Source organism: Shewanella morhuae, from assembly GCF_003028295.1.
Taxonomy (GTDB): Bacteria; Pseudomonadota; Gammaproteobacteria; order Enterobacterales; family Shewanellaceae; genus Shewanella; species Shewanella morhuae.
Genome location: NZ_PYSG01000002.1, coordinates 1,434,019 through 1,447,233, shown reverse-complemented (window position 1 = coordinate 1,447,233; position 13,215 = coordinate 1,434,019). Strand labels below are relative to the sequence as shown.

Here is a 13,215-nt window from a genome sequence, read left to right as displayed (position 1 = left end):
GTATTTAGGCCCTGTGAGTGGCCAAGCTAACAGGCGCTTAATCACAGTTTTCACTTTAAACACTTAGCCTTTCCGCGCTATCCTAAGTGCCAAACAATAAATAATGCTTATTTGATACATCATCACGTTTGCTAAATAACCAGAAAGGTAGATGGAGCTATGTTTAACTCACTTATTGCAATGCCAGCAGATCCGATCCTTGGCTTATTGACTCAGTACCGCGAAGACACTCACCCACTGAAAGTCGATTTAGGTGTCGGAGTGTATAAAGATCCTACCGGCGTAACTCCTATTCTTAGCTGCGTGAAAAAGGCCGAAAAATATCGCCTCGATACCGAAACCACCAAAGTGTATATCGGACCAACGGGCTCGCCACAATTCAATAGCTTAATGACAGAATTAGCCTTTGGCGCTGGGCATAGTGCCATTATTGCAAATCGTATTCGCACTGTTTCTACCCCCGGCGGTACTGGTGCACTGCGCGTGGCGGCTGACTTTATTAAGCGTTGTAACCCCAATGCGGTGTTGTGGGTGAGTGACCCAACGTGGGCAAACCATATCGGTTTGTTCGAAGCGGCTGGCATTACCGTTAAAACCTATCCGTATTATGACTACGATAGCAAATCATTGAAATTTGATGAGATGCTTGCTGCCCTATCGCAAATTAGCCCAGATGACGTTGTGTTACTCCACGCCTGTTGCCATAACCCCAGCGGGATGGATTTAACCACAGAGCAATGGGATAAAGTGGTTGCCCTAACTAAAGAACAAGGCTTTACTCCGCTTATCGATATGGCATACCAAGGTTTTGGTGATGGCGTTGATATTGATGCCTACGGCGTGCGTCAAATGGCGGCAGCAGTCGACAATATGATCTTATGCAGCTCATGCTCAAAAAACTTTGGGCTGTACCGTGAGCGCATTGGTTCGTGTTCTGTGATTGCTAAAGATGCCCATAGCGCCAACGTTGCACAATCGGTACTGCTTTATGTGGTTCGTTGCCTCTACTCTATGCCGCCAGCGCACGGCGCGGCGATTGTGGAGACGATTTTAGGCTCGGCTGAATTAACCCAAGAATGGCTAGACGAGCTTAAAATCATGCGCGATCGTATCAACGGTAACCGCGCTATTTTAGTGGATAAACTAAAAGCCAATGGCGTAGACCGTGACTTTAGCTTTATCACCCGTCAAAAAGGCATGTTTTCTTTTCTCGGTGTTAATCCTGAGCAAGTTGCGCGCCTGCAAAAAGAATTTAGTATTTATATGGTAGGTTCAAGCCGCATTAGTATTGCTGGGATCAGTGAAGATAACGTCGATTACTTAGCTCAGTCTATCGCTAAAGTGCTTTAAGCACGGCCTAGTTTATCTGCACAACTCACTCTGCTGTATTGTTACGATTCAAGATGCAGCAGAGTTTATTTACCCCTTACAAACATTAAGCTTTTCAATCATCCCACTGCATCAGCGTTAACAAACCTTACCTTCAGCACTAAATCCCAAAAAACCTATCAAGCAAAGCTACATCTCACTGTTCAAGCTTTATTTTCAATCGTAAAAACCACATTCTAGCGTTTTAAAAAACGGTCGTTTAATGCAATAAATCATAAGTTGTGACCTCTGTCGCCGGATTTCCATTTCATCAATCAGGGCTGCGGCTATTTTCACTTTTTAAAGCCAGAGCTGCCCAGTAGATTAGTGGTCATCATAGAACTTATGGATATTCCACCATGCTATTACAAGATAAATTAGTGCAAATAGTAACAAATCCTCTGCTTTCACCTAAGCAAAAATCCAACTATTTAGCGTTGGAGGCAGAGGCGAGCTTGCCCTATATGCCAATATCGGTTGAGGTAAAAAAGGCGATGAATGATGGCATTATTTGCGATATGTTTGAAGGCCATGCGCCGTTTAAACCGCGCTATGTATTGCCAGATTATGCTCGCTATCTTAACCAAGGATCTGAGTATTTAGAGTTATCAGCCCCGCAAAATTTAGATGAAGCATTAACCGCATTAACGATCCTTTATCACCATGTGCCGTCGGTAACCAATATTCCAGTGTATTTAGGCCAGTTAGATGAAATATTAATGCCTTTCACCCACGGGATTAATAATGAAGAACTTTATCGTAAATTAAAACTGTTCTGGATCATGCTCGACAGGACGTTGCCCGATGCCTTTATGCACGTGAATATTGGTCCTACGGATAATATTGTTTGCCGCACTGTGTTACGCATTGATGCTGAGTTAAAACAAGTTGCCCCGAATTTAACCTTTATGTACGATCCCACCGTCACGCCTGATGAATTGTTGCTGCTTGCGACCACCAATATTTGTCAGTGCGCTAAGCCGCATATCGCGAATTACCCACTGCATGTCAAGGCATTTGATGAACGCGGTTTTGGCATTGTAAGTTGCTATAACGCTTTACCTTTAGCGGGCGGCGCCAATACCTTAGTTCGACTTAATCTTAAAGAGGTCGCGTTAAAGGCCACTTCCATCAATGACTTTTTCGATACGCTATTGCCAAATTACTGCTCACTCACCTTCGAGCTCATTGAAGCGCGCTCGGCATTTTTGCATCAAGAATCACACTTTTTTGACAGTTTTTTAGTGAAAGAACAATTGATTGATGAATCGCGTTTTGCGCCTATGTTTGGCATTTATGGTATGGCGGAAGCGGTTAATATTTTACAAGCGTTATCGCCCAGCCATTCCGACACAGCATCAACACCCAGCATGCAAAATCAACGTTATGGTCATGGTACTGATGCAAATCAGCTCGGTTACCGGATCTCGGCAATGCTCGACACAATCGTTAAATCAACGCCCGTCACACATGGTTACCACAATCGGGCGTTATTGCATTCACAAAGCGGTATTAGTCTCGATAAAGACATTACGCCAGGCGTACGCATTCCCTATGGCACTGAACCTAACCCCATCGCCCACATTCAAGCCTTAGCGCAGCATCATCAATATTATACGGCGGGAATAAGCGATATTTTAACCATAGATGAGACCGTAAAAGCTAACCCTCAGGCGATGTTTCAACTGTGTAAAGCGGCGCTTAATTTAGGCTTTAGGGAATTTACCGCCAATGTCAGCGGTAGTGATTTAATGCGGGTAACGGGCTATATGGTAAAACGGTCAGACATTGAGGCATTTAAGCAATGCGGCTCACGCACCAACACCACAGGTTTAGCAGCAGAAGCGGCAATTAACACCGGAATATTACAACGACAAGCACGAGTGATTGCCCATGAACAATCCCCCTACGTCACTCAATAAAAAAGCGATTATTAATCAGATATTACCCTTTTCATGTGTCGATGGGCCTGGTAGCAGGCTCGTTCTCTTCATGCAAGGTTGTAATTATCAATGCAAAAATTGCCATAACCCCCACACCATAGGATTATGCGATGCCTGTGGTGATTGCATAACTCACTGCCCTCAAAATGCGCTGTCACTGATAAAGCCAAATAATAAACCTCATATTATTTGGGATAGCGAACGTTGCAGCCAATGCGATACTTGCATTTCAGTGTGCCCGAAACAAGCAAGCCCTAAGGTACTTCATTACAGTGTTGAGGACGTGCTGGGCATCATTCACTGTCAGCATCACTTTATTAATGGTATTACGGTTAGCGGCGGCGAAGCGAGTCTACAACTGCCTTTTATTGTTGAACTTTTTAAAGCGATTAAGGCATCCACATCACTATCACACCTCACTTGCATGCTCGATACCAATGGCAGTTTGAGTTTAACCGGTTGGCACAAACTATTACCTTTTTTAGATGGCGCTATGGTGGATCTTAAAGCGTGGCAGCAAGATACCCATAGGTACATTACTGGTCGCGACAACCATGCTGTATTCAAGTCAATCCAGTTGCTTGCTCAACATCAAAAATTGTATGAAGTGAGATTGTTACACATTCCTAGCATCACAGATTATGAACAAGAAATAGAAGAGTTAGCGCGCTATTTACTGCAATTAGGCACAGGTATTCACATTAAGCTTAACGCCTTTCATCACCATGGTGTGGCTAATGAAGCCTTGATATGGCCTAAATGTACGTCAATGGATATCGAAAACTTAGCGGCTCAACTTGCAAAGCAAGGATTAACCAATATTGTACTGCCATCTACGTTTATCTAATGACTGATTTAATGGCTACAAAGCAATATTTGTGCGTAAAGCCAGCGATGGGCCGGATCGTTCATACTTTGTCGATGCCAAACTAGACTATAAGCCACCTTGCCATATTCAATGGGTAAAGGCTTAATCGTCAGGCCTTTAGCTTGACTGGCAATACTGGCCCAGCGGCGCGAACAGGTAAATAGTAACTCGCTGTGGTGACACATTAATGCGGCACTACCAAAATCAGGCACTGAAATCGGTACGGCACGCTTTTTAGATTGCTGAGCAAGTAGAATATCAAAAAAAGGCGTACTGAGATCAGTATCCGTGATGCCAATATGACTGTAATTAAGATAGTCATCGAAGCTGATATTTTGCTGTTTGGCCAATGGATGGGACGCGTTCATTAGGCAAACCATTTCATCGTTGAACAAGGTCTCCCACACCAGATCGTCTTGAAGAGGATTAGGTTGGCTCAAGTCATGGGGCAACAGAACAAAATCTAATGAACCTTTGCTTAAACCATCAAAACCAATATTGTCCTTACTATAAAACGCTAAGCGGATATTAGGCGCCAAATTGAGAATATGCGCGCTGAGTTTAGCGGCCAGCAGTTCAAAGGTGCTTTCTCGCATCGCGAGCGAAAACCGCCCCTGATAATGTGTAGGGTCAAACGCATCTTGACTCAGGATTTGATTCATATCATTGATCATTTGCTGCACGCTTGGGCCTAATCTTCTCGCTAAGGGCGTGGCGATTAATGTATTGCCATGACGATAAAATAACTCGTCATTTAAGCTGTCTCTCAGTTGGCTCAAGGTTTTACTGACGGATGAAGGGCTTAGGCATAAACGTTCAGCACTCGCAGTCACGCTAAGAGTGTCAAGCATCACATGCAAGGTAATCAAATGCTTCATGCTGATACGTGAAAGTTTTGCTAAATCCATTGCTTATGTCCCTTGATCTGGTCAGACAGTTTATCGCGATAACTATAAATGTCATTTGAGAATAAGTACTATTACTTGCAGATTATAAGGGATACGCTGCTTTAAAAGATGATACAAATCAATAGAGTGTGATATCAACCTAAGGTATAGCACTTACCATAGTAGATAATGTTTACCCATAAATGTTGAAATACACTGAATCGCTACTCAGTGTATTAAGTGCAAAAGCCACCCTAAGATGGCTAATGCATTTAGATATCAAAATGTTAGCTTTGCGGGCCTAAAAATCGTCGCTCCCAGGCGCCTATTTCTGCCAAGTAACTTTGAAACTCAATCTCCTTCACCGACACAAAACCCGCCACAAAGTCATCGCCTAATAAACGTCTTGCCGATCCGCTTTGGCGCATTTGCGTTAATGCCGCTAAAAAGGTGGGTGCTAAGTCATGACTATTATCATAAGCGTTGCCTATTACGGGTTCGGTGGCGGCTATTTTTTCTTCCATCCCAGCCAAACCTGCAGCAAGAGAAGCGGCAATCATCAAATACGGATTCGCATCGGCGCCAGCAATACGATTCTCTACTCGTCTCGCAGACGGATCACTTAATGGCACACGTAAGCCTGTCGTACGATTATCAACGCCCCAACTTAAGTTAATGGGTGCTTGGCTACCCGATATGTAACGTCGGAACGAGTTGATATTAGGGGCAAATAACAGCATCAAATCAGGCAGATATTTTTGTAAACCGCCAATGTAATGATGAAACCGTTCAGTGTCGCTACCATCACTGTGACTAAAAATATTAACACCGTTATTATCGACCACACTTTGATGTAAATGCATAGAACTACCAGGTTGGCCCGCTATCGGCTTGGCCATAAAGACGGCATTCATTCCATGCTTAATTGCAATTTCTTTTGCCGCATATTTAAACATAAACGCTTGATCGGCTAAGAATAGTGGATTGCCATGCACTAAGTTAATCTCGTATTGTGATAAACCCATCTCATGGATCCAGGTATCCCCTTTGATCCCCATCGCATCGATAGTGGCATTAAACTCATCCCAAAATGGCGCAAGCTCATTTAACATATTCATGCTAAAGGCAGAGTGTCCATTTTCAGCGCGACCGCTTTTTGAAATAGGCGCCTTAAATGGCACATTGGGATCGGTATTGGCCTCAGTAAGATAAAACTCAATTTCTGGCGCGACCACTGGGGTTAATCCAAGCGCTTGGTAACGTGCTAATACGTTTTTCAAGATAGAGCGCGGTGCAAATGGACATAAACGGCCATCTAACAACACACAATCATGGATGGCAAAAGCGCGTGGCACAGTGCTCCACGGGATCATTTTTAAGGTACTGTAATCAGGAATTAACAGAATATCAGGATCGGCATCAGGGAAAACAGCATCATAGGAATACTCGCCTGTAATCGCCTGCATTGAAATCGCTTGGGCAATACGCAGCTCAGCCCCTTTTGCAAAACCTTGGGCAGGCATAAGCTTACCTCTAGGGTAACCAGAGATATCAGGGAATAAACATTCGACATCACGAATAGTACCGTGCTTAAAAAATGCAGTAAGAAGAGTTGAGTCCATTTGATTTATTAGTCACTAATTATTGAGAACAGCACCATGAGAGAACGAAATTATAATCAGGCTTTCGTTTAAAAAGCCATACAGATTACGTAAATATGTAAAATATAAATGACGAAAGTAAAACTAAACGTAATCAAAAAATCTGATTAAGTGAGATTAGGCAGATACGATACTGATATTGAGTGCTCCTTAAATGACTTAGCTAATCGTGTCAGGCCGTACTCTAATGACTCATTATCAAGACATACACAGACAAAAATAGATTGAGATTACATATGGTTGAGTGTGGAAGTCGTTTATTTTTAGATGATGTGAGGATGGTATAAATAAAAAGCGAATACTAAATACATTCGCTTTTTATGTATAAAATTATTTTACAAAAGATTTTTAGCAATCACACAAGATCAATACGGGCATCAAAAACGATACTATGTGCGTTTAGAACCGTGCGCGCTTAGCTATGCTTAGCAGCAAATTCATTCATAAACTTGACTAGCGCAGCTACGCCTTCAAGTGGCATCGCATTGTAAAGACTCGCGCGCATACCACCGACAATACGATGTCCTTTTAATGCGACGAGTCCGGCAATTTGCGCTTGCTTTAAGAACTCACCATCGAGAGCTTCGTTAACTAACTGGAAAGTCACGTTCATTTGTGAGCGGTTAGCTGCAATGACACCATTACGGTAAAACGCATTACCATCAATACACTGATATAACATCTGCGCTTTTTGTTGATTAACTTTCGCAATGCTCGCAATACCGCCAATGGATTTAAGCCAAGCAAAAACCTCTGCGGCAAGGTACCAAGCAAAGGTAGGTGGCGTATTGAACATAGAACCGTGCTCGACTTGAAGCCGATAATCCATAATGGACGACTGCGATAAACTCGGCAGTTTTAGCATGTCACCGCGTACAATCACTATCGACAAACCCGATGGCCCAATGTTCTTTTGCGCGCCAGCGTAAATCAAGCCATAGCGGCTGACATCGATTTCACGGGACATGATGGTTGACGATAAATCGGCAATAATCGGCCAAGGCGAGTCTAACTCATCAAAAATTTCGATACCATCGACGGTCTCATTTGGACAGTAGTGAACATAACGATAATCGGCATCAATTTTATGTAAATCAGGCAAGATAACGGTATTGAGTCCATTGTGTTTTTCAACAATGTTGAGACTGTCAATTTGCGCTTCACCCGCGAGCTTTTGCGCTTCGGCTAATGCGGCTGACGACCACTGACCGCTGACTAAATACAGGGCTCTACCTTGCTCACCGAGAAAATTATTCACGACAGCAGAAAATTGTCCACGACCACCGCCGTGCATAAATAGCACATGGTAATTAGCAGGGATTTGCATCAGTTCACGTAAGTCGGACTCGGCTTGCTCAGTCAGCGCGATGAACTCTTTACTTCGGTGGCTGATTTCCATCACGGAAACGCCTTGGCCATTCCAATCAAGTAATTCCTGTTGTGCTTTTTGCATTACCGCTGTAGGTAACATTGCTGGTCCAGCACAGAAATTATAAATCGCGCTCACTGATACTCTCCTTAATCCCAACCATGATTAATGTTCTTAATGACAAATAACCCATCAAAAAAACGAGCGTCCAATTGGACGCTCGTTTATGTGACACTTAATTACTCTTCGTCTTGCTCATCATCAGCAAGCTCGTCGTCTTCATCCAACTCTTCCTCATCATCCAGCTCTTCATCAAGCTGGTCAGCTAATTCGCCTTCAACTACGACGGGAACAATCGGTAAGCCGTTTTCATCCAGTTCGACTTCATCCTCATCAATTTGGATTTCATCAATACGTTGCAAGCCAACCACTTTCTCGTCGCCTGCGGTGCGGATAATCGTTACACCTTGCGTGTTACGACCAATAATAGACACGCCGCCCGCCGGTGTACGCACCAAAGTGCCTTTATCGCTGATGAGCATCAGTTCGTCGTTAAGACCGACTTGAACTGCGCCAACGACCGCGCCGTTACGCTCGCTCACCTTGATTGAAACCACACCTTTAGTCGCACGGCTCTTCGCTGGATATTCAGACAATTGAGTCCGTTTACCATAACCGTTTTCGGTCACAGTCAAAATTGCACCATCGCCTTTAGGTACGATAAGTGACACGACTTTTTGACCTTCTTCTAAACGAATACCACGAACGCCGGTTGCTGTACGGCCCATTGGACGTAAGGACAAGACTTCTTCGCCAGTTTCGGGATCGGTTTTCACTTGGCCGGTTTCTGAATCACGCACTTTCTCACCAAAGCGTACCACTTTACCCTCGTTGGAGAACAACATGATTTCGTCATCACCATTGGTAATGTCGACACCGATCAGTTGGTCACCGTCTTTAAGGTTAACGGCAATAATGCCGTTGGCACGTGGGTTGCTATAAGCAGTCAGTGCAGTTTTCTTCACAGTACCGTGTGAGGTCGCCATGATGATGTACTTATCAGCGGCGTATTCACGTACTGGCAGAATCGCAGTAATGCGCTCACCATCGGCTAACGGTAATAAGTTAACAATTGGACGGCCGCGGGCCGTACGGCTCGCCAGTGGTAATTGATACACCTTAAGCCAGTACATCTTACCAAAGTCTGAGAAGCACAAAATAGTGTCATGGGTATTGGCAACGAGTAGCTTCTCGACGAAATCTTCGTCTTTCACTTTCGTCGCGGCTTTACCTTTACCACCACGGCGCTGGGCTTGGTAATCGGTCAACGGCTGATACTTGGCATAGCCTAAGTGCGACAGTGTTACGACAACGTCTTCTTCGTTGATCAAGTCTTCAAGACTCATATCCACTTCGTTGGCATTAATCACTGTACGGCGGGCATCGCCATATTCTTCAAGAATTTGAACAAGTTCTTCCTTGATCACTTCCATTAGACGTTCAGGACTACGCAGAATAAACAGTAAACCTGCAATAAATTCGAGTAGCTCTTCGTATTCAGCAATGATTTTATCGTGCTCTAGACCGGTTAAACGGTGTAAGCGCAATTCAAGAATTGCTTGAGCTTGTTGTTCAGTCAGGAAATATTGACCGTCACGAATGCCATATTCTGGTTCTAACCACTCAGGACGTGCGGCGTCATCGCCCGCTTTTTCAAGCATGCCTTGAACGTGACCTAATTCCCAACCTTGTTCAACCAATTTAATTTTGGCTTCCGCAGGCGTAGGCGAGGCTTTGATCAGTGCAATAATCGGATCAATGTTGGCCAGTGCAACCGCGAGAGCTTCCAGAATATGGGCGCGCTCACGAGCTTTACGTAATTCGAATACAGTACGGCGCGTTACGACTTCACGACGATGCAGAATAAAGCATTCGAGCATTTCTTTAAGGTTAAATAGCTTAGGCTGACCATTGGTCAGGGCTACCATGTTAATCCCGAAAGAACACTGCATTTGCGTTTGAGCATAAAGGTTATTTAATACTACCTCGCCCACTTCGCCGCGCTTAATTTCGATAACAATACGCATACCGTCTTTATCAGACTCGTCGCGTAGCCCACTGATCCCTTCAAGCTTTTTATCTTTAACCAGCTCGGCAATCTTCTCGATTAAGCGGGCTTTGTTCACTTGATAAGGGATTTCAGTCACGATAATGCGTTCACGGCCATTATCTTCGGTTTCCACATCCGCCAGTGCACGCATAATTGCGCGGCCACGGCCAGTTTTATAGGCATCAATAATGCCTTTACGACCATTGATAATCGCTGCTGTCGGGAAATCCGGACCAGGAATGTATTCCATCAACTGTTCAATCGACAGTGAAGGTTCTTCAATCAGTGCCAAACAGCCTTTCACCACTTCCGTTAAGTTATGTGGTGGGATGTTGGTTGCCATGCCGACCGCAATACCCGATGAACCGTTAATTAACAGGTTAGGGATACGTGTAGGCATAACCGCTGGAATGAGTTCTGTGCCGTCGTAGTTAGGGACGAAATCAACCGTCTCTTTTTCAAGGTCAGCCAGTAATTGGTGCGCTAACTTATCCATACGGATTTCGGTATAACGCATTGCCGCTGCACTGTCACCGTCAACTGAACCGAAGTTACCTTGGCCGTCAACTAAGGTGTAACGCAGTGAGAATGGCTGGGCCATACGGACGATAGTGTCATAAACAGCAGAGTCACCATGGGGGTGATATTTACCGATTACGTCACCGACCACACGGGCAGATTTTTTGTAAGGCTTGTTCCAATCGTTCTTCAATTCACTCATGGCAAACAAAACGCGTCGATGTACTGGCTTTAAGCCGTCACGCACGTCCGGTAATGCACGTCCCACGATCACGCTCATGGCGTAATCAAGGTACGAATTCTTTAGTTCGTCTTCGATATTAATTGGCGAAATAGATGATGCCAGATCAGTCATAAACTGCTCGTTCCCCTGAAAAATAGCCGACAACGTATAATCCGTATCATTGCCTAGCCCAAAAACGTGATTTGGCATTCTAACACAGTTATTTAATGTCGCCAGACCTATCCTTATCGAATTGGGAGTCTAGTGCTTTAATCGATGAAAACACTATCAATTTAGCCATTTTAGCGGTAAGCAACAATTAAAACTAACAACCCAAGATAAGAAAAAATAGTCAATCAGATAATGTAAAAAGTCGATATGGAGCACAACAATTTGTATAAAAACGGACAATTGCTGAAAATTCATCCAACCACAAGGGCTTAGCTTAGCCGAACACTGTGTTTATCAAACATAGTCGTTATAATAGCCGCACAAAACAGCTTCTTTCAGGTAAATAGCATGCATCAGAATACCAATGTGGATCCACAGGAAATCGCAAAGTTTGCACGTATGGCCGAAACTTGGTGGGATCTCAACGGCGAATTTAAACCGCTGCATCTATTAAACCCGCTGCGCTTAAATTACATCGATCAAACTGCTGAGGGGATTTTCGGTAAGAAAGTGCTCGATGTCGGCTGCGGCGGCGGAATTTTATCTGAAAGCATGGCACGCATCGGCGCCAAGGTTGATGGGTTAGATATGGGTGAAGCGCCCTTAGAAGTTGCACGTCTGCACGCTCTGGAAATGGGCGTAAACATTAACTATGTGAAAAATACTGCCGAGGCCCACAGCCAAGATCATCAAGCATACTATGATGTGGTGACCTGTATGGAAATGCTAGAACATGTACCCGACCCGCAATCGGTTATTAAAGCCTGTTGTGACATGGTAAAACCCGGCGGCTATGTATTTTTCTCGACCATTAACCGCAACCTTAAATCCTATGTGCACACCATTTTAGGTGCCGAATATTTGCTAAAAATGCTGCCTGTTGGCACCCATGAACACAAAAAATTTATTAAGCCTTCCGAGCTGATTGAGCTGGTAGATAACACCGACCTTATCTGTATCGATGCGTTAGGTGTTAGCTACAACCCATTGACGGGCATTTTTAAATACACGCCTAAGGTTGATGTGAATTACATGATAGCGACGCGTAAGGTTGATTAGTATGAGCTTGACGCAGATTAAAGGCGTACTGTTCGATCTCGACGGCACTTTAGCCGATACCGCGCCGGATCTAGTACAAGCCCTCAATTTAAGTCTTCAGGACGTCGGCATCGCCGCGCAGCCGTTAGCGGCCATGCGCTACGCAGCATCCCACGGCAGTTTTGCCCTAGTCGATGCGGCAATACCCAATGCAGCGGATGATCTTCGCACTCAAGTTCAGCAAGGGTTGCTCGCCCATTATCAGCGCATTAATGGCGATCACTGTGCGCTATTCACAGGCATTGCAGCATTACTCGATTGGCTCGAATTAACACAAATACCGTTTGGGGTGATCACCAATAAGCCTGCTCGCTTTACCCGTCCATTATTACGAAAACTAAATTTACACCTGCGTATGCCCGTGATCATTAGCGGCGATTCGACAAAGCATCCCAAACCCCATACAGCGCCAATGTTGTTAGGCGCACAGCAACTTGGCTGCGTCCCATCGCAAATTTTGTACCTTGGGGATGCTGAGCGCGATTTGCTGGCAGCCAAAGCTGCAGGCATGTTAGGCGGCGTGGCACTATGGGGTTATTTAGGGGAGAACGATAAGCCGTTACAGTGGCCAGCTCACGCCTATTTTGTAAGCCCTGAACAGCTACACCAAACATTAATTGAGCGGCTAGCCTGTTAACGCAAGCATTAACATTATACTGAGTCATTGCGCTAATTTAGCCTAAAAACGGTGCTTACCATCTATTATAATTTGTACCATTTGCGGTGAACTAGAAACGAACAGTAACGTCGCTCAAAAAATGCTAAGCCAAAAACAGCGATCGCTGCTTATTGTAGCGATCGCGATCTCAGCAAGAGATCGCTTAAAAGATATTCAGCAACTGTGTATGCTACCCTGAAATTGACCTACAAGGTTAGTCACTACTAACGCATCGACTTACCCCCAAGATATCCACAAGATACCCCCTGAATTCAGGCTTGCAAATAGGGGCAAACCTCACTATCTTGTATCCCAGATAATTTAAAACACCATATCTTGT

General features: G+C 44.4%; 9 protein-coding genes. 5 read left to right on the top strand and 4 right to left on the bottom strand.

Going from position 1 to position 13,215, the window contains the following annotated elements; translation table 11 throughout:
- The first annotated feature begins 159 nt into the window (after nt 1-159).
- From C9I43_RS06835 to C9I43_RS06825, 3 genes are all read left to right on the top strand, one after another.
- Nucleotides 160-1,350, top strand: coding sequence for an amino acid aminotransferase (locus C9I43_RS06835; RefSeq protein ID WP_107882889.1), 1,191 nt, complete (start codon nt 160-162; stop codon nt 1,348-1,350).
- 377 nt (nt 1,351-1,727) lie between these two features.
- Complete coding sequence (locus C9I43_RS06830; protein ID WP_107882887.1) at nt 1,728-3,290, top strand: YjjI family glycine radical enzyme; 1,563 nt, start codon at nt 1,728-1,730, stop codon at nt 3,288-3,290.
- Nucleotides 3,262-4,158 carry a YjjW family glycine radical enzyme activase gene (locus C9I43_RS06825; RefSeq protein ID WP_181317861.1) on the top strand — a complete coding sequence of 299 codons (897 nt, stop codon included), beginning with the start codon at nt 3,262-3,264 and terminating at the stop codon, nt 4,156-4,158. The genes C9I43_RS06830 and C9I43_RS06825 overlap by 29 nt, the downstream gene beginning before the upstream one ends.
- Nucleotides 4,159-4,166: 8 nt before the next feature.
- Here C9I43_RS06825 and C9I43_RS06820 read toward each other — a convergent pair whose 3' ends face one another.
- From C9I43_RS06820 to gyrA, 4 genes are all read right to left on the bottom strand, one after another.
- On the bottom strand, nt 4,167-5,087 hold the full coding sequence (locus tag C9I43_RS06820) for a LysR family transcriptional regulator (protein ID WP_107882885.1): 921 nt from the start codon (nt 5,085-5,087) through the stop codon (nt 4,167-4,169).
- A gap of 266 nt (nt 5,088-5,353) precedes the next feature.
- Nucleotides 5,354-6,688: a glutamine synthetase family protein gene (locus C9I43_RS06815; protein WP_107882882.1), complete on the bottom strand. Its 1,335-nt coding sequence runs from the start codon at nt 6,686-6,688 to the stop codon at nt 5,354-5,356.
- A 454-nt stretch (nt 6,689-7,142) separates the two neighbouring features.
- Nucleotides 7,143-8,234: a 3-phosphoserine/phosphohydroxythreonine transaminase gene (gene serC, locus C9I43_RS06810; protein WP_107882880.1), complete on the bottom strand. Its 1,092-nt coding sequence runs from the start codon at nt 8,232-8,234 to the stop codon at nt 7,143-7,145.
- Between the two features lie 101 nt (nt 8,235-8,335).
- The gene (gyrA, locus tag C9I43_RS06805) at nt 8,336-11,080 is read right to left on the bottom strand and encodes a DNA gyrase subunit A (RefSeq protein ID WP_107884072.1); all 2,745 of its coding nucleotides are present in this window, start codon (nt 11,078-11,080) and stop codon (nt 8,336-8,338) included.
- A 387-nt stretch (nt 11,081-11,467) separates the two neighbouring features.
- Here gyrA and ubiG point away from each other — a divergent pair, with 387 nt between their 5' ends.
- A complete protein-coding gene (gene ubiG / locus C9I43_RS06800) occupies nt 11,468-12,178 on the top strand; it encodes a bifunctional 2-polyprenyl-6-hydroxyphenol methylase/3-demethylubiquinol 3-O-methyltransferase UbiG (protein ID WP_076500430.1) in 711 nt (236 codons plus the stop codon).
- A 1-nt stretch (nt 12,179) separates the two neighbouring features.
- Nucleotides 12,180-12,854, top strand: a complete 675-nt coding sequence (locus tag C9I43_RS06795) for an HAD family hydrolase (RefSeq protein ID WP_107882878.1) — start codon at nt 12,180-12,182, stop codon at nt 12,852-12,854.
- Nucleotides 12,855-13,215 lie beyond the last annotated feature (361 nt).

Excerpts from the sequence above, each read along its gene's own strand:
- C9I43_RS06835 (WP_107882889.1), top strand. The coding sequence starts at position 160 with ATGTTTAACTCACTTATTGCAATGCCAGCAGATCCGATCCTTGGCTTA.
- C9I43_RS06830 (WP_107882887.1), top strand. The coding sequence starts at position 1,728 with ATGCTATTACAAGATAAATTAGTGCAAATAGTAACAAATCCTCTGCTT.
- C9I43_RS06825 (WP_181317861.1), top strand. The coding sequence starts at position 3,262 with ATGAACAATCCCCCTACGTCACTCAATAAAAAAGCGATTATTAATCAG.
- C9I43_RS06820 (WP_107882885.1), bottom strand. The coding sequence starts at position 5,087 with ATGGATTTAGCAAAACTTTCACGTATCAGCATGAAGCATTTGATTACC.
- C9I43_RS06815 (WP_107882882.1), bottom strand. The coding sequence starts at position 6,688 with ATGGACTCAACTCTTCTTACTGCATTTTTTAAGCACGGTACTATTCGT.
- gyrA (WP_107884072.1), bottom strand. The coding sequence starts at position 11,080 with ATGACTGATCTGGCATCATCTATTTCGCCAATTAATATCGAAGACGAA.
- ubiG (WP_076500430.1), top strand. The coding sequence starts at position 11,468 with ATGCATCAGAATACCAATGTGGATCCACAGGAAATCGCAAAGTTTGCA.
- C9I43_RS06795 (WP_107882878.1), top strand. The coding sequence starts at position 12,180 with ATGAGCTTGACGCAGATTAAAGGCGTACTGTTCGATCTCGACGGCACT.